16 protein-coding genes are annotated in these 20,273 nt (G+C 57.7%); 6 read left to right on the plus strand and 10 right to left on the minus strand.

Going from position 1 to position 20,273, the window contains the following annotated elements; all coding sequences use genetic code 11:
• Positions 1-5: 5 nt before the first annotated feature.
• Positions 6-650 carry a glutaredoxin 2 gene (gene grxB, locus AC4LF3_RS05055; protein WP_491834884.1) on the plus strand — a complete coding sequence of 215 codons (645 nt, stop codon included), beginning with the start codon at positions 6-8 and terminating at the stop codon, positions 648-650.
• 3 nt (positions 651-653) lie between these two features.
• Here grxB and xseA read toward each other — a convergent pair whose 3' ends face one another.
• From xseA to AC4LF3_RS05070, 3 genes are all read right to left on the minus strand, one after another.
• Positions 654-2,033, minus strand: coding sequence for an exodeoxyribonuclease VII large subunit (xseA, locus tag AC4LF3_RS05060; RefSeq protein WP_491834885.1), 1,380 nt, complete (start codon positions 2,031-2,033; stop codon positions 654-656).
• Between the two features lie 33 nt (positions 2,034-2,066).
• Positions 2,067-3,038 (minus strand): D-2-hydroxyacid dehydrogenase family protein, encoded by a 972-nt coding sequence (locus AC4LF3_RS05065; protein ID WP_491834886.1) that lies wholly within the window; start codon positions 3,036-3,038, stop codon positions 2,067-2,069.
• Positions 3,039-3,147: 109 nt separating this feature from the next.
• The gene (locus tag AC4LF3_RS05070; protein WP_491836247.1) at positions 3,148-5,169 is read right to left on the minus strand and encodes a TonB-dependent siderophore receptor; all 2,022 of its coding nucleotides are present in this window, start codon (positions 5,167-5,169) and stop codon (positions 3,148-3,150) included.
• A 279-nt stretch (positions 5,170-5,448) separates the two neighbouring features.
• Between AC4LF3_RS05070 and guaB the strand changes: the two genes are divergently transcribed.
• Together guaB and guaA are read left to right on the plus strand one after the other, a co-directional pair.
• Positions 5,449-6,918 (plus strand): IMP dehydrogenase, encoded by a 1,470-nt coding sequence (gene guaB, locus AC4LF3_RS05075; protein WP_125889351.1) that lies wholly within the window; start codon positions 5,449-5,451, stop codon positions 6,916-6,918.
• 99 nt (positions 6,919-7,017) lie between these two features.
• Positions 7,018-8,595, plus strand: a complete 1,578-nt coding sequence (gene guaA, locus AC4LF3_RS05080; protein ID WP_010797356.1) for a glutamine-hydrolyzing GMP synthase — start codon at positions 7,018-7,020, stop codon at positions 8,593-8,595.
• A 63-nt stretch (positions 8,596-8,658) separates the two neighbouring features.
• Here guaA and AC4LF3_RS05085 read toward each other — a convergent pair whose 3' ends face one another.
• From AC4LF3_RS05085 to AC4LF3_RS05100, 4 genes are all read right to left on the minus strand, one after another.
• Positions 8,659-9,429: an SDR family NAD(P)-dependent oxidoreductase gene (locus AC4LF3_RS05085; RefSeq protein WP_074828031.1), complete on the minus strand. Its 771-nt coding sequence runs from the start codon at positions 9,427-9,429 to the stop codon at positions 8,659-8,661.
• A gap of 25 nt (positions 9,430-9,454) precedes the next feature.
• Entirely contained in the window at positions 9,455-11,098 is a 1,644-nt protein-coding gene (gene xylE, locus AC4LF3_RS05090; protein WP_491834887.1) for a D-xylose transporter XylE, read from the minus strand.
• Between the two features lie 167 nt (positions 11,099-11,265).
• Entirely contained in the window at positions 11,266-12,426 is a 1,161-nt protein-coding gene (locus tag AC4LF3_RS05095; protein WP_237719446.1) for a fumarylacetoacetate hydrolase family protein, read from the minus strand.
• Positions 12,427-12,497: 71 nt separating this feature from the next.
• On the minus strand, positions 12,498-14,282 hold the full coding sequence (locus tag AC4LF3_RS05100; RefSeq protein ID WP_491834888.1) for an IlvD/Edd family dehydratase: 1,785 nt from the start codon (positions 14,280-14,282) through the stop codon (positions 12,498-12,500).
• 235 nt (positions 14,283-14,517) lie between these two features.
• Between AC4LF3_RS05100 and gntR the strand changes: the two genes are divergently transcribed.
• The 3 genes from gntR (at position 14,518) to tadA (ending at position 17,554) form a co-directional block, all read left to right on the plus strand.
• Positions 14,518-15,552 (plus strand): HTH-type transcriptional regulator GntR, encoded by a 1,035-nt coding sequence (gene gntR / locus AC4LF3_RS05105; protein WP_491834889.1) that lies wholly within the window; start codon positions 14,518-14,520, stop codon positions 15,550-15,552.
• A 122-nt stretch (positions 15,553-15,674) separates the two neighbouring features.
• A complete protein-coding gene (locus tag AC4LF3_RS05110; RefSeq protein WP_491834890.1) occupies positions 15,675-17,045 on the plus strand; it encodes a multicopper oxidase family protein in 1,371 nt (456 codons plus the stop codon).
• Positions 17,046-17,059: 14 nt separating this feature from the next.
• Positions 17,060-17,554: a tRNA adenosine(34) deaminase TadA gene (gene tadA / locus AC4LF3_RS05115; RefSeq protein ID WP_010797363.1), complete on the plus strand. Its 495-nt coding sequence runs from the start codon at positions 17,060-17,062 to the stop codon at positions 17,552-17,554.
• Here tadA and AC4LF3_RS05120 read toward each other — a convergent pair.
• From AC4LF3_RS05120 to AC4LF3_RS05130, 3 genes are read right to left on the minus strand one after another with little or no spacing between them, the layout of a single operon-like run.
• Positions 17,551-18,507, minus strand: a complete 957-nt coding sequence (locus tag AC4LF3_RS05120; protein ID WP_010797364.1) for a DUF72 domain-containing protein — start codon at positions 18,505-18,507, stop codon at positions 17,551-17,553. The genes tadA and AC4LF3_RS05120 overlap by 4 nt on opposite strands.
• A 56-nt stretch (positions 18,508-18,563) precedes the next feature.
• Positions 18,564-18,968, minus strand: coding sequence for a SufE family protein (locus AC4LF3_RS05125; RefSeq protein WP_074828047.1), 405 nt, complete (start codon positions 18,966-18,968; stop codon positions 18,564-18,566).
• The gene (locus AC4LF3_RS05130; protein ID WP_491834891.1) at positions 18,965-20,170 is read right to left on the minus strand and encodes an aminotransferase class V-fold PLP-dependent enzyme; all 1,206 of its coding nucleotides are present in this window, start codon (positions 20,168-20,170) and stop codon (positions 18,965-18,967) included. The genes AC4LF3_RS05125 and AC4LF3_RS05130 overlap by 4 nt, the downstream gene beginning before the upstream one ends.
• Between the last annotated feature and the right edge of the window lie 103 nt (positions 20,171-20,273).

The following is a 20,273-nucleotide window of genomic DNA, read 5'->3' on the forward strand; positions in this document are numbered from 1 at the left end:
GCCTCATGAAGCTCTACTACTACGAACACTGTCCCTTCAGTACCAAGGCGCGTATGGCGCTGGGCCTCAAGCAACTCGATGCAACGCTTCAGGTGCTGTTGTATGACGATGCAGCCACCCCTGAGCGTTTGGTAGGCAAGAAGACTGTCCCGATCCTGGTAAAGGACGACGGGACCGCCATGACGGAAAGTCTGGCGATTGTTCACTATCTTGATCATCTCGATGACAGACCAATGATCGAACAGGCCCATTCACAAGCTGTAACCGCCTGGATTGAATCTGCCCTGCCGTCGTTTCAGCAGCTGGGCTATCCGCGCTGGGCACAGATCGGCCTCAAGGAGATGGGCTCGCGTGAGGCTCACGCGCTGTTTGTCGAGAAGAAAAGCCAGATCATCGGAGATTTCAATGCGGCCCTGTCAAACAGCCAGCAGGCCATTGAAGACATCAACCACCGCTTGACGCTATTAGTTGAGATGTACGGCCTTGACCCGGTACGTCCGCAACTCCTGCTGGATGACTTCAACCTGTTTCCAATTCTGCGAGGCCTGAGCGTCACGGCTGGGCTAGAGTGGCCTGACTCGGTGCGCCGCTATGTCGACGAGCTGAGCGCACGTGTTCAGGTAAAAACGTTTTTCAGTCGCGCCTGCTAATGGTCAGTCCAGCAGGGAGAGCGTCGTTGGTTCCCGATGATTGTCTTCCACCCGAACATCCAGCTCGCCTTCAGCCAGGCGGGCTTTGAGGCGCTGGCCATTACGCGTTTGATCGGCGGATCGGATGGCGTGGCCGCGTTCGTCGAGCAGAATGCTGTAACCACGACCCAGAGTGGCAAGCGGGCTGACGATATGGAGCGTTTGAACCTGGGCGGCCAGGTGCTGACGACGCTCCTTGAGCTGACGTTCCATGCAGCGCGGAAGCTGCTGGGCCAGTTGATCCAGCCGCTGACGTAGCAAAGCAAGTTGACGGCCCGGATGCTGGCCGGCCAGTCGCGTCTCGACATGGGCAAGGCGGTCCCGCCGCCGGTTCATGTCGATGACAAAGGCGCGGCGCAGGCGCATGTCGAGATCATCGATACGCTGTGCTTGCTGGCGCAGCCGCTCGCCCGGATGCTTGAGCCGACGCGTCATGTTTTCCAGGCGCAGCTGCTCACGGCTGAGCCGCTCACCCATGCGGACAACCAGGCGCCGATACAGCGCGTCCAGGCGGTTTTTAAGGTCCCCGCTGTGAGGGGCCAATAGTTCGGCTGCAGCTGAGGGGGTAGGGGCGCGTACGTCGGCCACGAAGTCGGCAATCGACACATCCGTCTCATGCCCGACTGCGCTGACGATGGGCGTCTGCAGGGCAGCGATGGCTCGGGCTACCAGTTCTTCATTGAAGCACCAAAGGTCTTCAAGAGAGCCCCCGCCACGGGCCAGGATGATCGCATCGAAGCCTTGTGCATCTGCCGTTTGTAGCGCACGTACGATCTGGGCCGTTGCCTCACGTCCTTGCACGGCCGTTGGAATCAGGGCCAACTTGACCTGAGGTGCACGACGCTTGAAGACACTGACGATATCCCGAATGACCGCCCCGGTCGGTGAGGTCACGATTCCGATACGGCATGGATGGCCCGGCAGCGGTTTCTTTCGCTCTTGCGCGAACAAGCCTTCGTCCAGCAGTTTCTGCTTCAGGGCTTCGAATGCCTGTCGCAAGAGCCCGTCACCTGCTGGCTCCAGGGTTTCCAGAATCAGCTGATAATCACCACGACCTTCAAACAGCGAGACCTTGCCGCGAACCTTTACTGCCATGCCATCCTTGAGCAGGTTTCTGACACGCACGGCGTTCTGCCGGAAGAGGGCGCACCGTACCTGGGCGTCCTTATCCTTCAAGGTAAAGTAGATATGGCCGGAGGCGGGGCGGGCAAGATTGGATATCTCGCCTTCCACCCAGACCTGAGAAAAGACGTCTTCCAGCAGAACACGGGCGCGGCCGTTGAGCTGGCTGACGGTTAGGACCTCACGGTCGAGGCCGAGACGTTGAAAAGGATCGTTAAGCATGGCGGGCATCATAAGCCCGCCGTCGGCTGGATGCTAGCGACCCAGCACGTCTGGGTTCGCGACATTTTCCGGCTCGCCCGCAAAGAAGGCGATCAGATTGGCAAACGCTTCGCCAAAGTAGAGTTCGTAGCTGTGTTTCTCTACGTAACCCAGATGAGGCGTGCACAGAATGTTGGGGTGGGAAAGGAGGGGATGGCCGACCGGTACGGGCTCCTCTTCATATACGTCTACCGCAGCATAACCTGGGCGACCTGCCTCGACAGCTTCAAGCAGTGCGCCCGGCTCGATCAGACCTGCACGGGCAGCATTCACCAAAAGGGCTGACTTCTTCATCAACGCCAAGTCCTCACGACGGACGATATGGCGGGTCTTGTCTGAAAACCTTAGGTTCAGGCTTAGCACATCCGACTCGGCGAAGAAGGCCTCCTGGCTGTCGGCGGCGCGATAACCGTCCGCCACCGCGGCCCGTCGCGAAGCCTCGCTGCCCCATACCAGAACAGGCATGCCAAAGGCCTGACCATATCGGGCGAGCAGCTTGCCAATCTTGCCGTAGCCCCAAATACCCAAAATTTGGCCGTTCAGGCGTTCGCCCAGATTGACTTGCCAGCCACCGGCATAAAAGGTATCGATGGCTGGTTTGAGCTTGCGCCGCGCCATGAGAATCAGCGCCCAGGTCAGTTCGGCAGCGGCGATGGGCGAGCCGGTGCCTTCCACCACCGCAATTCCGCGATGAGTACAGGCTGCGACATCCAGATGACCGGTCGCCTTGCCGGTCTGGCTGATCAGCTTGAGGCGGGGTAGATGGGACAGCAGCGCCTCGTCGACATGTGTTCGCTCGCGGGTCAGCACCAGCGCATCGGCTTCTCGAAAGCGCTCGATCAGAACGGCTGGGTCACGCTCGGCATCATGATAGACCGTGACGGTATGCCCGGCACGTTCGAGCAGGGTAAAGCAGTCCAGGGTTTCGACAACGTGTTGATAGTCGTCCGGGATGACGATGTGCATGGCGGCGCTCCGTTGTGTTCTTGTGCCGACAGTTGAGCATAAGAACAGAGAGCCGCCTAGGTGGGATGGGCCGTCTGGGCAGGGTGCCCAGACGGATAATCTGATGCCCTCAGAAGGTCACGCTGGCACTCAGGCGCGCCGTACGAGGCTCGCCCACATTGACCTGCAATGCGCTACCGGTGCTGGAGGGGTAGTAATGCTTGTCAAACAGGTTGTCGACGTTGAGTTGCAGCTTGGCTTTATAGCCATGCACAGGCAAGTCCCAGCGCAGGAAGGCGTCAGCGACGGTATAGCTGCTCATATAAAAGCTATTCTCGTCGTCACCTGCACGTTCCCCTACATAGCGCGCACCTGCACCGGTATGCCAGTCACCCAGGTTGGACGGCACCTGCAAATGATGGGTGAGGTACAGGCCGGCCGTATGTTTAGGTGCCTGATTGAGGCGGTTGCCTTCCCAGGTGGGATTGCTGTTATTTTCCAGAATGCGCGTGCGGGTATAGGCATAGGTGCCGATGACGTTCCAACGCTCGGACAGCCGCCCGGTGATGTCCAGTTCCAGCCCACGAGCGCTCACTTTGCCCGCGCTGCCTATGGAGTTTCCGTTGACCGTGCGGGTGCTCACTACATTGTCTTTTTCGATATCGAATACGGCTGCGTTCAGATTCAGGCCTGGCGCCAGAGTGTATTTGACACCCAGTTCATAGCTGCGTCCTTTTTCCGGATCAAATGTCTGATTGAGATCGTCCACGGTGGTGTTGGGAGCAAAGGAGCGGCTGTAGTTTCCGTAGAGCGACAGGGCGTCGGTTGCCTGAAAAACTAGACCAACAAACGGGATAACTACCTGATCGTCTCTATCCAGACTAGGCTTTCGGTTTGCTCCCAACCCTTGGGCAGCATATTGCTCGAATTGCTGATAGCGACCTCCCAAGACCAGAATCCAGCGATCATCCAGATGCCAGTTATCTTTGAAATAAAGCGAAGTGGACTCAAGCTCATTGCGTGCATTGCTTTGTGTAGGACTGATCTGACTGGGCTCGGCAAGCTTGCCATAGGTGGGTGAATAGATATTGATGTTACGGCGGGAGCCAGTGCTATTGCGGTAGGTCTTGCCCCTGTACTGATCATTCATTTCATGATCGATACCGATCAATAAATCATGGCGCTGGCCCAGGAAATCCTGTTTCCCAATAAAGTCCCAGCTGGTGTAGGTGGTCTCGTAATCATAATGACCGCCATTGGCTGTTCGAAGAAGTTCGCCACTGGGCGTAACCGAGACCGGCTGAGCGATGGCGAGGCTATAGCGGTCGTTATTCCAACCGTAGGTCAGACGCGTCTTCCACTCGTCGCTAAGCTGATACTCGAATCGAGCCGTTGCAGTCTCGCTGATGCCGGTTGTGTTGGCCCATTTCTCATCCAGGCGCTTGTCGTAGCTGACACTGGCCGGATGGCCATCAACAAACACCGTGCCGCGGTCAAACGGGCTCGTATAGTCGTTGTATTCATAGGCCAGCGTCACGCTGGCGCGTTCGCCGGTCCAACTCAGCGAAGGAGCGATGAGGGTGTGCTGATTGACACCATAGTTGCGCCAGTAGTCCTCGCTTTGCCGCTCGGCGATCAGGCGATATGCAAAACCGGTATCGCCCACAGGCCCGGTAGTGTCGATATTCAGACTACCGCCCCCTTCGCTGAAGGCCGAGCCGCCAAAGGTAGTGCTCTGCACATACTGAGGCTGTTTGCTGACTACGTTGATCAATCCACCCGGCTCAAGTGCTCCGTAAAGCAGAGAAGCCGGGCCCTTGAGAACTTCGACCCGCTCACTGGTAGGACCAAAGTTGCGGGACAGGTTCGAGCGTACGCCATCGCGAAAGATCGAACCGTCGGCATTCGTACCAAATCCCCGCTTGACCAATGAATCCTTGGTGTTCCCCAAGGTATTGCCCTGGCTGACGCCGCTGACAAACTTCATTGCATCATCCAGCGACTGAACGTCGTAGTCCTGAATGATTTCAGGCGTTACGACCTCAATAGACTGTGCTTCCTCCTTGACTGGCACATCACTCTTGCTGGCTGTACCTGCCTGTACGGCTGTATACCCGTCTTCTACCTGAGGCATATCTGCCTGAATTTCCATGGTAGACAGGTCGACGCGGTCTTCCGCCTGGGCGGGTAGGGTGTACGCAGCGATGCAACCGGCAAGCAGGGAAAGAAGAAAAGGTATTTGCCGGACATGGCCGAAGGGGCGTGGCGAGGCTCTCAAGATAGGTGCTCATGATTTGGTAATGATAATTATTCTAATTTGATATTGTTTCCCATGTAAACGGAGCGGCAACTTTCATGCCTACGTTGAGGCTTTCCTCCAGGACAGGTATAATGTCGCGCTTCTTATTTTTCCCGCCCGGGAGCCCCTGCCATGCTGCGCATCAGCCAAGAAGCCCTGACTTTCGACGACGTTCTCCTGATTCCCGGTTATTCCGATGTCTTGCCAAAAGACGTCAGTCTGAAGACCCGCCTCACGCGCGGTATCGAGTTGAACATTCCCCTGGTATCCGCTGCGATGGATACCGTAACCGAGTCCCGCCTCGCCATTGCCATGGCCCAGGAAGGCGGTATCGGAATCATCCACAAGAATATGACGATTGAGCAGCAGGCTGCTGAAGTTCGCAAGGTCAAGCGCTTTGAGGCCGGTGTTGTAAAAGACCCGATCACGATCGATGCCAGCGCAACCGTCCGCGATCTGTTCGACCTGACGCGTCAGCACAACATCTCGGGCGTACCGGTCCTGGCCAACGGTGATCTGGTCGGTATCGTCACCTCCCGTGATGTGCGCTTCGAAAACCGCCTCGATATTCCGGTGCGCGATGTAATGACGCCCAAGGAGCGTCTCGTTACCGTTCGCGAAGGTGCCAACAAGCAGGAAGTGCGCGAGCTTTTGCACAAGCACCGTCTGGAAAAGGTCCTGATCGTCGATGAGGCCTTCAATCTGAAAGGCATGATGACCGTCAAGGACATCGAAAAAGCCAAGGCCTATCCGAACGCCAGCAAGGACGAAGCGGGCAGCCTGCGTGTCGGCGCTGCCGTCGGTACCGGCGCCGAGACGCCTGAGCGTGTGGCTGCGCTGGTTGCTGCCGGTGTTGACGTCATCGTGGTCGATACCGCTCACGGTCACTCTAAGGGTGTGATCGAGCGTGTACGCTGGGTCAAGGAAACCTATCCGCAGGTCCAAGTTATCGGTGGCAACATCGCGACCGGCGAAGCGGCCAAGGCACTGGCTGATGCAGGCGCCGATGCCGTCAAGGTCGGTATCGGCCCGGGCTCCATCTGCACCACGCGTATCGTGGCCGGTGTGGGTGTTCCGCAGATCTCCGCCATCGCCAACGTTGCTGCTGCGCTGGAAGGTACAGGTGTTCCATTGATCGCTGACGGTGGCATCCGTTTCTCCGGTGACCTGTCCAAGGCCATCGTGGCGGGCGGTTACTGTGTGATGATGGGTTCCATGTTTGCCGGTACCGAAGAAGCACCGGGCGAGGTCGAGCTGTTCCAGGGTCGCTCCTATAAATCCTACCGTGGCATGGGCTCGCTGGGTGCGATGTCGCAGAGCCAGGGCTCCAGCGACCGTTATTTCCAGGACTCCGCGTCCGGTGCTGAAAAGCTGGTACCGGAAGGCATTGAAGGTCGCGTACCGTACAAAGGCCCGTTAGCCGCTATCATTCACCAATTGATGGGTGGCCTGCGTGCCTCCATGGGTTACACCGGCTGCGCCACGATCGAGGAGATGCGTACCAAGCCTCAATTCGTTCGCATCACCGGTGCCGGCATGGCGGAGTCCCATGTACACGATGTGCAAATTACGAAAGAAGCGCCCAACTACCGCGTAGGCTGATTGCCGCGACGATAGGTTCGCTGGGTGTTTTATGTTGAGATTCGGGGCTGTCTTAGACGGCCCCGAATCGTCTGTTCTTACCGCTCATGAGAAATGGCCATGTCCCAAGACATCCACGCTCACCGTATTCTGATTCTCGACTTCGGTTCCCAGTACACCCAGTTGATCGCACGCCGTGTGCGTGAGCTCGGTGTTTACTGCGAACTCCATCCCTTCGACATGGATGACGCCGACATCCGTGCCTTTGCCCCTCGCGGTATCATCCTTGCCGGCGGACCGGAATCGGTACATGAAGCCAACAGCCCTCGCGCACCCAAGGCCGTATTCGAGCTGGGCGTTCCGCTGCTAGGCATTTGCTATGGCATGCAAACCATGGCCGAGCAGCTGGGCGGCAGAGTCGAAGGCTCCAACGTTCGCGAGTTTGGTTATGCCAAAGTCGATGTGGTCGGCAAGAGCCGCTTGCTTGACGGTATCGAAGACCATATCGACGACGATGGCGTCCTCGGTCTGGATGTCTGGATGAGCCATGGCGACAAGGTATCCAACCTGCCGGAAGGTTTCCATATCGTTGCCAGCACTCCAAGCTGCGCCATTGCAGCCATGGGTGACGAAAAACGCGGCTGGTATGGCGTGCAGTTCCATCCGGAAGTGACTCATACCAAGCAGGGCGGCCGTATCCTGTCGCGCTTCCTGTTGGATATCTGCCAGTGCAAGGCACTGTGGACACCTTCCAATATCGTTGAAGACGCCATTGCCCAGGTTCGTGCCCAGGTTGGTAGCGCCAACGTGCTGCTCGGGCTGTCCGGTGGTGTGGACTCTTCCGTGGTCGCTGCGTTGTTGCACAAGGCCATCGGTGATCAGCTGACCTGTGTCTTCGTCGATAACGGCCTGCTGCGCCTGCACGAGGGCGATCAGGTCATGGCCATGTTTGCCGAGAACATGGGCGTGAAGGTCATTCGTGCCGATGCCGAGCACCGCTTCCTGACCAATCTGGAGGGCGAAGCCGACCCAGAAAAGAAGCGCAAGATCATTGGCCGCACCTTTATCGACGTGTTCGATGCAGAAGCCAGCAAGCTGCCAAACATCAAGTTTCTGGCACAGGGCACTATCTATCCGGACGTGATCGAGTCTGCTGGGGCCAAGACGGGCAAGGCGCACGTGATCAAGTCCCACCACAACGTGGGTGGCCTGCCGGAAGAGATGAACCTGAAGCTCGTCGAGCCGCTGCGTGAGCTGTTCAAGGATGAGGTCCGCAAGATTGGTCTGGAGCTGGGTCTGCCCTATGACATGGTGTACCGCCATCCTTTCCCGGGTCCGGGTCTGGGCGTGCGTATCCTGGGTGAAGTGAAAAAGGAATACGCCGACCTGCTGCGTCGCGCGGATGACATTTTCATCACCGAACTGCGCAAGGCTGATTGGTATCACAAGGTCAGCCAGGCTTTCGTAGTGTTCCAACCGGTCAAGTCCGTTGGTGTGGTTGGCGATGGCCGCCGTTACGCCTGGGTCGTGGCCCTGCGTGCTGTGGAAACGATCGACTTCATGACCGCGCGTTGGGCACACCTGCCTTATGAGCTTTTGGAAAAGGTTTCCAATCGCATCATCAACGAGATCGACGGCATTTCCCGTGTGACCTACGACGTGTCGAGCAAGCCGCCGGCAACGATCGAGTGGGAATGATCTGACGCATTAAGCACAAAGGCCGCCTTTCTAGGCGGCCTTTGTGCTTTTAGCCGATCCGTTTTAGCCCCAGCCACCGTCGACAGGAAACTCGTGCCCTGTCAGTTGGGCACTGTCATCCGCCGCTAGGAACAGCACAGTAGGGGCAACGTGCTCAGGAAGCAGGCGCAGTTTGAGGCACTGGTGTTCCTGAATACGGGCTTCGTCTTCCGGCGTGATCCATTTCTCCAGCTGACGCTCGGTCATGATGCAGCCTGGCACAACCGTATTGACACGAATGGCATCGACACCCAGATCCCGTGCAAAGGTTCGTGTCAGTCCGTGTACCGCTGCTTTGGCACTGACATAGGCTGCCAGCCCGCCAAGCGCAAGCTGGACGCTGATGGAGCCAAAGTTGATGATCGATCCGCCGCCAGCCTGGATCATCTGTGGCGCAGCGGCCTGAATAGCAAAAAACAGGGGGCGAAGGTTGATGGCCATGCGGTCGTCCCAGTATTGGGTATCCACTTGGCGCCAATCGTGACGATCATCATTGGCAGCGTTGTTAACCAAGACACGGATAGGCCCCAACGCTTGTCCTGCGTCCCTTATGGCTTCCTGAAGACTATCGATGTCTCGGATATCACAGCGGCGAAACCAGGGGGCTTGGCCGGTTTCGGTCTCCAGCTCAGTTATCAGGCGCTGACTGGCCTGCTCATCGATATCGATAAAGGCGACGTGTGCGCCTTGTGTATGAAAGGCGCGAGTCAGGGCACCACCGATGCCGCTGCCACCACCCGTAATGAAAACGGTGCGGTCCTTGAGGCTAGGGTACTGTGCAGTTGCTTGATTCATTTAGATTTCTCTGTATGGACAAGAATTAGGCGCGCTCGGCGACCAGGTCGGATGCTGAAGGCGTCCGAGGTGACCAGGCAGCATTCATTTCTTCCAGGGTTTTGTTTTTTGTCTCTGGGACCCAACGCCAGACAAATACAGCGGCCAGCAGGCCCATAACGCCATATACCCAATAGGCGAAGCCGTGGTTGAAAAGGTCGGTCAACCAGGCATTGCTGTTCATCATGGGGAACGTCCAGGACACCAGGAGATTGGCTAACCATTGAGTAGCGACAGCAATGGAAAGGGCGCCTCGAATGCTGTTAGGAAAGATCTCTGAAAGCAGAACCCACACCACAGGCCCCCAGGAAACTGCAAAGGCGGCTACGTACACCAGCATCATCAACAGGGCAGTAATGCCTAGGCTTTGCAGGTAGAACGCTGTACCCAGCCCCAGCATGCTAACGGCCATTCCAAGCGCGCCGATGATCATCAGGGGTTTACGCCCAACACGATCTACTAAAACGATGGCAACAACCGTGAAGATCAGATTGACTGCGCCAACAATGATGGTCTGGATCAACGAGACGTCTGCTTGGCTACCCATGTTCTTGAAGATTTCCGGCGCGTAGTACAGCACCACATTGATGCCCACAAACTGTTGGAAGATGGACAGCAGCATGGCAATCAGGATGAGGGCGCCGCCATAAGAGAGCCAGGGCGCTTCACGGTGGCTCTGCTGGAAGGACAGACGAATCTCATTAAGAATGGTTTGTGCTGCGGCAGAGCCGTTGATTTGTTCAAGTACCTCCATGGCACGGCCCGGTTGGCCTTTCATGACGAGATAACGGGGTGTTTCAGGCGTCTTGAGAAGAAGCGCCATAAAGGCGAAAGCCGGTACGATCTCTGAGCCCAGCATCCATCGCCAGCCGTATTGGCTCAGCCATTCCGTAGTTTGGCCGCGGGCAATGAAGTAATTGACGAAATACACCAATAACATGCCAAAAATGATGCAGAACTGGTTGCACGACACCAGGCGACCACGCATGTGGCTGGGAGCAATTTCAGCGATGTACATAGGCGAAAGCATAGAGGCAATACCAACCCCCATTCCGCCTATGATCCTATATAGGTTAAAGGCGCTGATGTGCTCAATACCAAATACGTTGACGACTTCAGGCAATGCGGAGCCGATAGCCGAGACGATAAAAAGCAAGGCGGCTAGGATCAGCCCGTTGCGACGGCCTAGACGCTGGCTGATATAGCCCGCAAAAAAGCCCCCGATTACGCAGCCTAGCAGGGCTGATGCAATGGTAAATCCAGTAATAGAGTTGGCGAGATTAGGCGTGATTTCATCAGGAAGAATGAAAACTTGCCTGTAGAACAGCCAGCCCGTAATAGCGGAAACAATCGCAGCAAACACTAACCCACGCATGCGTCCGTAAAGCCGCATGAAGTAATAGATACTTAAGGCAAGCACAAGCAGGGTACTGAGCAGAAGCGTGTTCTTGAACTCAATGACGACCCGACTGGCCTGCATCGGGTCTTGAAACAACGGGTCAATAAAGTGCATCCGTATCGGTTCTACAGCACCGGAAATCACGGCAGTGTCGTAGCCGAACAGCAAGCCGCCGAATGCTGCGGCAATAGTGACGAATACCAAGAATCCAGAGGATTTGGCACGGTTCATGTTGTCTCCTAGGCTGTGGAGGCAGCCGGTTTTTGTATTTGTTAGCGATTCCCTGGAGTACAACGATCCGCCTCCTTGCGGATCAAAAACTGTGCTGAGTAGTGAGGCAGGTTCAGCCTGGAGTAGTCAGGCTGAACAGTTCAGGTAAATACAGGACGGCTGATGGGTCACTGCAGAGGAACAACGCTCAAAGGCAGGCCGCGGCGCTGAAGATTGTCCATCAGTGAGCGAATGCCGAAGGACCACGGGGCGGCTTGGTCGCTGGTGGTGACCCGGTTGCTCAGCGTGCCCAAACGCGATGTGCTGATCGTGACCACATCGCCCAGCTTGTGAGTGAAGCCACCGCCGGGTTGATCGCGATCCTGGCGTGGAGCGAATAGGGTACCGAGAAATAGGACAAACCCATCCGGGTACTGGTGGTTGGCATTAAGCGTCTGCGCGACCAGATCGAGTGGGTCTCGGCTGATCTGGCGCATGGAGCTGTGGCCTTCCAACAGATAGCCGTCTTCGCCGTGAATGCGCAAGTCAACCTCTGCCGAGCGCACATCGTCGATGCCGTAACTTTCATCGAAAAGACGAATGAAGGGGCCGATGGCTGTTGAAGCATTATTGTCCTTGGCTTTGGACAGCAGCAGAGCGCTACGACCTTCAAAATCCCTGAGGTTTACATCATTGCCCAAGGTCGCGCCCTGGACTTTGCCCGTACTGGAGACCACCAGCACAATCTCAGGCTCTGGGTTGTTCCAGGTGGATTTGGGGTGAATACCAATGTCCGAGCCGTAACCTACCGCTGAAAGAGGCTGGGCCTTGGTAAACACTTCGGCGTCCGGCCCTATACCTACTTCCAGATATTGAGACCATAGGCCCTGCTCGATGAGTACCTTTCGTAGCGCTTCTGCCTGATCTGATCCTGGCACGATGTCGGATAGATCAACGCCGATGCGCTCAGTCAATGAGGCGCGGATGTCAGCCGCCTTGCCCGGATCGCCCTTGGCCTGTTCTTCGACGACGCGCTCCAGCAGGCTGGCCGCGAAGGTGACACCGGCTGCCTTGATAGCCTGTAAATCGATCGGTGCGAGAAGCCAGGGCTTGCTCTCATCACGCCCGCGGCTGTCGCTATTGGCGAGCAGACCTGGCAGGTCTATCAGGGGAGCTGGCAACGGCAGCTCACGAAGATAGGCAGCAGGGTTGTCCAGTTCCATCAGCGCGGATACGGTCGAAACAGAGGTGCTGATGTCATACACCGCCTGCTCTTTGACGAGCACCACGGCAGGGCCGGCGGTGGAGCCGGGTAGCCAGACACGGCCGACCCAAGTACCAGCGGCCATGTCGTCAGGCGCTTGATAGGCCGCCGTCAGGGGATGTGAAGGCGTGTAGGAAGACATGCGGTTCTCCTTGCTCAATGGGAGTGGCGAGGGGCACCGTTTTCGGTGATCACTCGCATATACAGGGTGGCTGGCTCCAGGCAGCCGCCAGTCGATAACTGCCCGACCAGTTTGCGGTAGAGCTCCTGCCAGGGGGTCTGAGAGGTCGGAATGCTGGGCAAGGCCTCACCGCGCCGACGCTCCAGTTCATCCTCATCGATCAGCAGTTCGACCCGTCGTGCATTAAGGTCGACCCTCAGACGGTCCCCTGTTCTGAGCAGGGCAAGTCCGCCGCCTATAGCTGCTTCGGGTGACATGTTGAGAATAGACGGGCTGGCTGAGGTGCCGCTCTGGCGTCCGTCACCCATACAGGGTAGTGAATCTATGCCTCGACGGATCAGTTCTGAAGGTGGCGCCATGTTGACCACCTCGGCGCTGCCGGGGTATCCCACTGTGCCGCAACCGCGAATGACCAGGATGCAGTGCTCATCGATTTCTAGGCTGGGATCGTTGATACGGGCGTGATAATCCTCAGGCCCCTCGAAGACAATCGCACGCGTCTCGAAGGTGTTCTCCTTGCCTGGCTCGGCCAGATAGGTCTGACGGAACGCTTCACCAATAACCGAGACCTTCATGATGGCGCTATCGAAAAAATTGCCGCTCAGGACGATAAACCCGGCGCGATGCTTGAGGGGCGATTCACAGGGGCGAATCACATCGTTATCCAGCGTCTGATGCTGCGTGATGATCTCGCCAATGGTTTTGCCGGAGACGGTGTTGCAGTGCCGATGGATCAAACCGGCCTTATCGAGTTCGTGAAGCACGGCCGGTACACCGCCCGCGCGGTGAAAGCTTTCACCCAGGTATTCACCCGCCGGCATGCAATTGACCAGCAGCGGGACGTCCTCGCCCAGGCGCTGCCAATCTTCCAGGCTCAGATCAATACCCATATGGCGGGCAATCGCGATCAGATGTGGAGGGCAGTTGCTGGAAGCCCCTAGGGCCGAAGCCAGCACGATGGCATTTTCGAATGCCTCTCGCGTCATGATCTGCGAGGGATGAATTTCTTCTTTCACCAGGTCGACAATGCGCTTGCCTGTGACGTAGGCCATCTGGCCACGCTCGCGGTAGGCAGCCGGAATACTGGCGCACCCAGGCAGCGACATGCCGAGCGCCTCGGCCAGTGAGTTCATGGAGAGGGCTGTGCCCATGGTGTTGCAGTGGCCGATGGACGGGGAGGCCGCCGTGGTCATTTCCATGAAGCCTTCGTAGTCGATCGTCCCGGCAGACAACAGGTTGCGTGCATGCCAAAGCACGGTTCCGGAGCCGATACGCTTGCCGTTATGCCAGCCGTCCAGCATGGGGCCGCCGGAAAGCACGATGGCAGGAAGATCTGTCGTGGCGGCTGCCATCAGGCAGGCCGGGGTGGTTTTGTCGCAGCCTGTAGTCAACACCACGCCATCGAGCGGATAGCCGTGCAGAATCTCCACAAGCCCGAGATAAGCCAGGTTTCGATCCAGCGCAGCGGTAGGCCGCCGGCTCTGCTCAGCGAGCGGGTGCACCGGAAACTCCATGGGGATTCCGCCTGCGTCGCGAATGCCGGCCTTGACGCGTTGGGCAAGTTCCAAATGGTGGCGGTTGCAGGGGGCCAGGTCACTACCTGTCTGGGCGATCCCGATAATAGGTCGACCCGATTGCAATTCATCACGGGTCAGTCCGTAGTTCATATAGCGCTCTACATAAAGCGCGGTCATGTCGGCATGGGCAGGATCATCAAACCATTGCTGGCTGCGTAGTCGGCGTTGTGTGGATTCACTCATGCTTTGTTGTTCTTCAGATCAGAGGTGAAGGGGCGCAGCGAGCGCTCCGAAGCGATGACAGGTATCAGACGCTGTGCTGGAAAAGAACGTGTGAGGGGCAAGGACATGATGCGTTCACCACTATTGTTTTTATCAAGCGAATGTTGGCGCCTACATTTCGATGTTAGCGCCTACATTTTGTTTGTAAAGACCTCTTTTGACGCTAAAATCAGCTGTGCTTATAACGGTATGGATGATGAGAAACCGGAAACCGGCTCGTAGAAGAGTCACGATGCAGGACATAGCGGAACACGTCGGCGTGAGTTCGATTACGGTTTCCCGAGCGCTCAAGACGCCGGAAAAGGTCGCCGTGCCGGTGCGTGACAAGATCCTCGAAGCATGCAGCCAGCTGAGCTACGTCCCCAACCAAGCCGCTATGGCCCTGGCGTCGGCACGTTCCCAGAATATTGTCGTGTTGATCCCCTCGCTTACCAATAGCGTGTTCGTCGACATCCTGGTCGGCATCAAGGAGCGGCTCGACCGGCATGGTTATAACCTGCTCATCGGCATAACCGGCTATTCGCTCGAACAGGAGGAACACCTGCTGCGTACCTATCTGCAGCATTCCCCGGATGGTGTGATCCTGACGGGTATCGACCATACGCCCGGGCTATGGGCATTGCTGGAACAACAGCAGATTCCAACGGTGCATACCATCGAAACCCTGACGCGGGACGATTGTTGGAGCGTAGGGTTTTCCCAGTTTGCCGCTGGGTATGCCGCGGCCCGTCATCTGATCGAGTGCGGCTATCGACGTATCGGCATCATTGGCGCGCAGGGCGATCCACGCACGCTGCGGCGTCGAGATGGGTGCCGCCAGGCGCTTGAGGAAGCCGGGTTGTATGATCCACAGCGGGAGCTGTTTGTGACCAGCAACTCTTCCCTGGCGCTGGGGGCAGAGCTGTTTGAGCGGATGCACCGTGCACATCCCGATTGTGAGGCGCTGTTCTTTTGCAATGATGACTTGGCGCAGGGCGCTGTTTTCAAATGCGGCCGCCTGGGTATTGCCGTTCCCGACCGCATGGCCATCATGGGCTTCCATGACCTAAACGGGTCGGCCTGGACGTCTCCGCCGCTCACGACTGTGGCAACACCACGCTATCGCATCGGTTGTGAAGCCGCAGAGCTGCTTGTCGCTCATCTGGCGGGGCAGGACAGGCCAGAGCGTCATGTAGACCTGGGATTTGAAATCGTTCACCGCGAAACGACACGGCTTGATCCCAGGGCCTAGGTCGCTCATTCCCATCAGTCTGAAAGCGTACGTCTCCGCTTACTTAATTGAGAGTGCTTCTTATCTTTGAGTGAAATCGGGTGTATTGTGCGCTCCTCCAATTTCCCGAGGGACTGCATTTCATGTCTTTCACGCGGCGCCAGGTGCTCGGCGGTTTGACCGGTCTGGCTGTGGTAGGGGTAGGCGCTGGCGGCGCTCGCTGGTGGCTGGGGCGGCCACAAGTGGCCAAAGCGTATGACTACGAGCTGATCGCGGCGCCGCTGGATGTCGAGTTGGTGCCAGGGCATATTACGCCTGCGCTGGCCTATGGCGGCCAATTTCCAGGCAAGGAAATTCGGGCGCGGCAAGGCGAATGGTTGCGTGTCCGCTTCACTAATCATCTCGATCAGCCCACCACGATTCACTGGCATGGCATTCGTCTGCCCATCGAGATGGATGGCGTACCGTATATCTCGCAGGCACCGGTGCTACCGGGCGAGAGTTTCGTTTACCAGTTCAAGACGCCGGACGCCGGAACCTATTGGTATCACCCGCATGTCGCCAGTAGTGAGCAACTAGGGCGAGGCTTGGAAGGACCGCTCATTGTCGAAGAACGTGAGCCGACCGGCTTTGCGCACGACATGACGTTGTGCCTGAAGAACTGGCATGTGGATGATCAGGGAGTCTTTACAGCGTTCAGCATTCCTCGAGAGGCGGCTCGCGTAGGCACGCTGGGTCGGCTGACCACAGTAAACGGAAAGCACGTTCCCACTATTGATCTGCCCGCGGGTGCAGTGGTGCGTTTGCGCATTCTGAATGTGGATAACACGGCAACCTACCGATTGAACCTGACGGATGTCGAGGCGCGTATTTACGCGCTGGACGGCCATCCTATCGAGCCTCGGGCGTTTGGCGATGAGTACCTGCTAGGCCCTGGTATGCGTATCGATCTGGCATATAGGGTACCGGCAGCCGGGACAGAGGTGTCCCTGCGTAACGGCCCGCTGCGATTGGCCACCCTGGGGTCTACCGATCAGGGCGCCCAGCCTGGAGAATGGCCGCGGCCCTTGCCGCCAAACCCTGTCAGCGAGCCGGACCTTGAACGCGCGGAAACTGTAAGCTTTCGCTTCGAATGGGTAGCGACTCTGGCCAGCGACCCGGCGTACTGCGGCAAGGCGATGTACTGGCAGATCAACGGCCAGGCCGGTGGCGAGCACAAGGAAGGGGACCCGCATCCAGCGTTGGCGAAGCTCAAGCTTGGGCAGAGTTATATCCTTGAGTTTCGTAACATGGCCCAGTATTTCCATCCTGTGCATCTGCATGGGCTGACCTTCAAGGTCTTGAGCTCGGACCGGCATCCCGTGACGCCGTACTATACCGACACCTACCTGCTCGGCAAGAACGAGACAGCTCGGGTAGCGCTGGTGGCCGATAATCCGGGACAATGGATGCTTCACTGCCATGTGATCGACCACATGGAAACCGGCCTCATGGGGACCATTGAGGTCAGCTGACATTTGAGCTTGTCATGAATCGTATGCGCCGTTTCCCTCCCATTATCGACCGTAGTCAGGATGAGCTTTTCATGCGAGAGGCGCTGGCGCTGGCAGCTGAAGGCGCATCCCTGGGTGAGGTGCCTGTCGGTGCGGTACTGGTTCATGACGGACGGATCATCGGACGCGGCTTCAATCAGCCTATTACCGGCCATGACCCCAGCGCCCATGCAGAAATGCAGGCCATTCGTGCAGCGGCCTTGGCGCTGGAAAACTATCGTCTGCCGGACACTACCTTGTATGTAACCCTTGAGCCGTGCAGCATGTGTTCAGGGCTTCTGGTGCACGCCCGTATCCAGCGTCTGGTGTATGGTGCACGTGAGCCGCGTGCCGGTGCGGTAGAAAGCCGTGGGCAGTTCTTCAAGCAGGATTTCCTGAACCATCGCGTTATCGTTGAGGGCGGCCTTCTGGCTGAAGAGTGTGGCGCCTTGCTGACCGACTTCTTCCGGGCGCGTCGGAGTAAATCCTAAGGCGCATTGGCCTTTTTCTTTCGCTTCGGCTTGGCCTCCTCGCCAATCAGGCTTAGATCCCATTTGCCCAGGCTTTCCTTCAGGCCTAGCGCCACTGTGAGCCGGTCGGCATCGAACGGCGCGTGGACATTGGCATCATTATCAAAATAGCAATAGATGTCTCGGCTCTCCTGTGTGGGCAATCGATGTGCCTGGTCAATCAGCTGGGCATCGTCCGGCTCTCCACCTTGCGCCCAAGCCTGAATGCGAGACGTCCAATAGTGCAGCGCTTCATCCGAGTAGCGGCTTGAATAGAGCTGCTCGTGACCGTGCAGGCGTATATAAAGAAAGTCTGCCGTGACATCCTCCCGGTACAGCCACTTGCCCGCTGTGTCGGCAATTACCAGCGCCACGTTATAGCGCCGTAGTAGTTCGACAAAAGCGGGGTCGATAAAGCTCTCATGCCGGATCTCGACGGCATGGCGCAAGGGGCGATTGGCATCGATACTCAGGCTGCAGCGGCCCTCCATGCGCGCCTCACAATGCAGGGCGAGCGCCTGGGCGGTCTGGGTGTCCTGAGGCAGGAGCTTTAGAAATGCCTCAAACCGCTCAGGCTCGAACTTCAAATTAGCTGGAAACTGCCAGAGGATAGGTCCCAGTTTCTCCTTGAGCTCAAAGATGCCGGAGGCCAGAAAATTGGCCATCGCTTTTTCGATATCTTTTAGGCGCAGGATATGCGTGATGTAGCGCGGACCTTTGACGCTGAAAAGAAAGTTTTCACCGGTTTCTGCATACCAGCTGGCGTAGCTCTGAGGGCGCTGAAGCGAATAGAAGGAGCCATTGATCTCGATTGTAGACAGCGCCCGTGAGGCAAAGCGCAGCTCCTTGTTTTGAGTCAGCCCTTCAGGATAGAAAACACCCCGCCAAGGCACGTAGCGCCAGCCGGAAATACCGATACGGATCTGCGCAGCCATAGAGAACTCCTCAACTCGTCTCTTCTTCGGACTGCGCGGAGGGGAGTGGGGTTCGGCTAGGCTTCAGCCAGCGTTCGCATGCGTTCGACTACCGCACGTAGGCCATTGCCACGAGAGGCGGAGAGTTGCCGCTCCAGCCCTAGTTGGCCCAGCCAGTCATGAATATCCAGCACGGCCAGTTCTTCCTGGGTCAGTCCATTGGCTCGGACCAAGAGTACAGCTAGCAGGCCACGGAGAATGCGAGAATCGCTGCCCGCTCGAAAGAAATGCTGCTCTCCATCCTGCTTGTGAGTGACCCAGACCTGACTTTCACAGCCATAGACCCGATCTTCGTCTCGTCGGGTTTCAACATCGGGCAAGCGTGTCGCCCACTGCAGCAAGAGGCGTGAACGAGCTTCCCACCCGTTGGCGGAAGAGAAGGCATCCAGCGCAGCCTGCGCCTCAGTCGTCAAACCTGTCATCGTAGTAGCTCCAAGGCATTATCCAGCGCCATGAAGAAGCGCTCCAGATCCGTTGAGTCACTATACAGACCAAGCGAAATCCGCAGCGAGCCTGCCTCGCCCAGGCGCTTGAACAGCGGCATGGCGCAATGATTGCCCGCCCGTACGGCAATGCCTTGCTCGCCCAACATATGGGAAAGATCAGCCACATGTATGTCATCAACCACTACGCTGGCCAGGGCAATCTGCGGCTCGCCCAATACACGAACGCCCTCGCGAGCCGCCAGTCCGGCCTGTAGCTTCACGCACAACGCCTGCTCATGACCAAAAATGGATGACTCGTCTTGTGCGCTGAGCCAATCCAATGCTGCCCCCAAGCCAATGGCTGCACCAACAGGCGGTGTCCCCGCCTCCAGCCCCATGGGAGCAGAATGAAACTCAGCGTGTTCATAATCGGCGTTACGCACCATTTCGCCACCAAACTGCCAGGGCGCAAGAGCTGCCAGGGCCTCGGCATGTCCCCAGAGTACCCCTATGGCCTCTGGTGCGTAGAGCTTATGGCCGGAAAATACATAGAAATCCGCGCCCAGGTCCTTGGGACTGTGGCGGCCATGAACCACACCTTGAGCGCCATCCACAACGAACCAGGCGCCTTGATTGTGGGCCAGACGGGAGAGCTCGGCCAGCGGCTGCCAGGTTCCCAATACGTTCGACAGCTGGCTGATGGCAACCAGACGCGTGCGTGGGCCGATCAGTTCACTGGCTCGATTGAGGTCGATATGGCCCGAGTCTGTAAGCGGCAATACGATCAACCCTATCCCCTGGCGCCGAGCCAACTGCTGCCAGGGCAGAAGGTTGGCATGATGCTCCAGGGCACTGACCACAATTTCATCGCCGGGCTTGAAGTGATGCTCAAGCCCGTAGGCTATCAGGTTGAGCCCTTCCGTCGTGCCGCGAGTAAACACGACCTCTCTAGAACTGGAAGCGCCTAGCCAGCGGGCCACCTTGTCGCGTACGGACTCATAGGCCTGGGTGGCGCGCTCGCCAGGGCGGTGCTGAGCGCGATGAACATTGGCGGCGCCGCGGGCATAGTACGCTGTGAGCGCATCCAGTACAGCCTTGGGCTTTTGCGCTGTGGCCGCAGTGTCCAGATAGGTGATGCCGTCTTCTTCAAAGGCAGCAAGGGCCGGAAAGTCGGTGCGCCAGGGGGAGGGCAATGTCATGGCTTCAACTTTTGGAAACGGATGAAAAAAAGCCGCCCGGCCGTGAGCCGGCGGGCGGCCTACTTACAGGTCTGGACCCGGTACCAAGGTACCGGGTTCCATG

The sequence above is a fragment of the Pseudomonas sp. C2.3V genome (assembly GCF_058536325.1).

Excerpts from the sequence above, each read along its gene's own strand:
- xylE (WP_491834887.1), bottom strand. The coding sequence starts at position 11,098 with ATGAACCGTGCCAAATCCTCTGGATTCTTGGTATTCGTCACTATTGCC.
- guaB (WP_125889351.1), top strand. The coding sequence starts at position 5,449 with ATGCTGCGCATCAGCCAAGAAGCCCTGACTTTCGACGACGTTCTCCTG.
- AC4LF3_RS05130 (WP_491834891.1), bottom strand. The coding sequence starts at position 20,170 with ATGACATTGCCCTCCCCCTGGCGCACCGACTTTCCGGCCCTTGCTGCC.
- gntR (WP_491834889.1), top strand. The coding sequence starts at position 14,518 with ATGAGAAACCGGAAACCGGCTCGTAGAAGAGTCACGATGCAGGACATA.
- AC4LF3_RS05120 (WP_010797364.1), bottom strand. The coding sequence starts at position 18,507 with ATGGCTGCGCAGATCCGTATCGGTATTTCCGGCTGGCGCTACGTGCCT.
- grxB (WP_491834884.1), top strand. The coding sequence starts at position 6 with ATGAAGCTCTACTACTACGAACACTGTCCCTTCAGTACCAAGGCGCGT.
- AC4LF3_RS05100 (WP_491834888.1), bottom strand. The coding sequence starts at position 14,282 with ATGAGTGAATCCACACAACGCCGACTACGCAGCCAGCAATGGTTTGAT.
- AC4LF3_RS05070 (WP_491836247.1), bottom strand. The coding sequence starts at position 5,169 with ATGGAAATTCAGGCAGATATGCCTCAGGTAGAAGACGGGTATACAGCC.
- AC4LF3_RS05065 (WP_491834886.1), bottom strand. The coding sequence starts at position 3,038 with ATGCACATCGTCATCCCGGACGACTATCAACACGTTGTCGAAACCCTG.
- AC4LF3_RS05110 (WP_491834890.1), top strand. The coding sequence starts at position 15,675 with ATGTCTTTCACGCGGCGCCAGGTGCTCGGCGGTTTGACCGGTCTGGCT.
- tadA (WP_010797363.1), top strand. The coding sequence starts at position 17,060 with ATGAATCGTATGCGCCGTTTCCCTCCCATTATCGACCGTAGTCAGGAT.
- AC4LF3_RS05125 (WP_074828047.1), bottom strand. The coding sequence starts at position 18,968 with ATGACAGGTTTGACGACTGAGGCGCAGGCTGCGCTGGATGCCTTCTCT.
- AC4LF3_RS05095 (WP_237719446.1), bottom strand. The coding sequence starts at position 12,426 with ATGGCCGCTGGTACTTGGGTCGGCCGTGTCTGGCTACCCGGCTCCACC.
- xseA (WP_491834885.1), bottom strand. The coding sequence starts at position 2,033 with ATGCTTAACGATCCTTTTCAACGTCTCGGCCTCGACCGTGAGGTCCTA.
- AC4LF3_RS05085 (WP_074828031.1), bottom strand. The coding sequence starts at position 9,429 with ATGAATCAAGCAACTGCACAGTACCCTAGCCTCAAGGACCGCACCGTT.
- guaA (WP_010797356.1), top strand. The coding sequence starts at position 7,018 with ATGTCCCAAGACATCCACGCTCACCGTATTCTGATTCTCGACTTCGGT.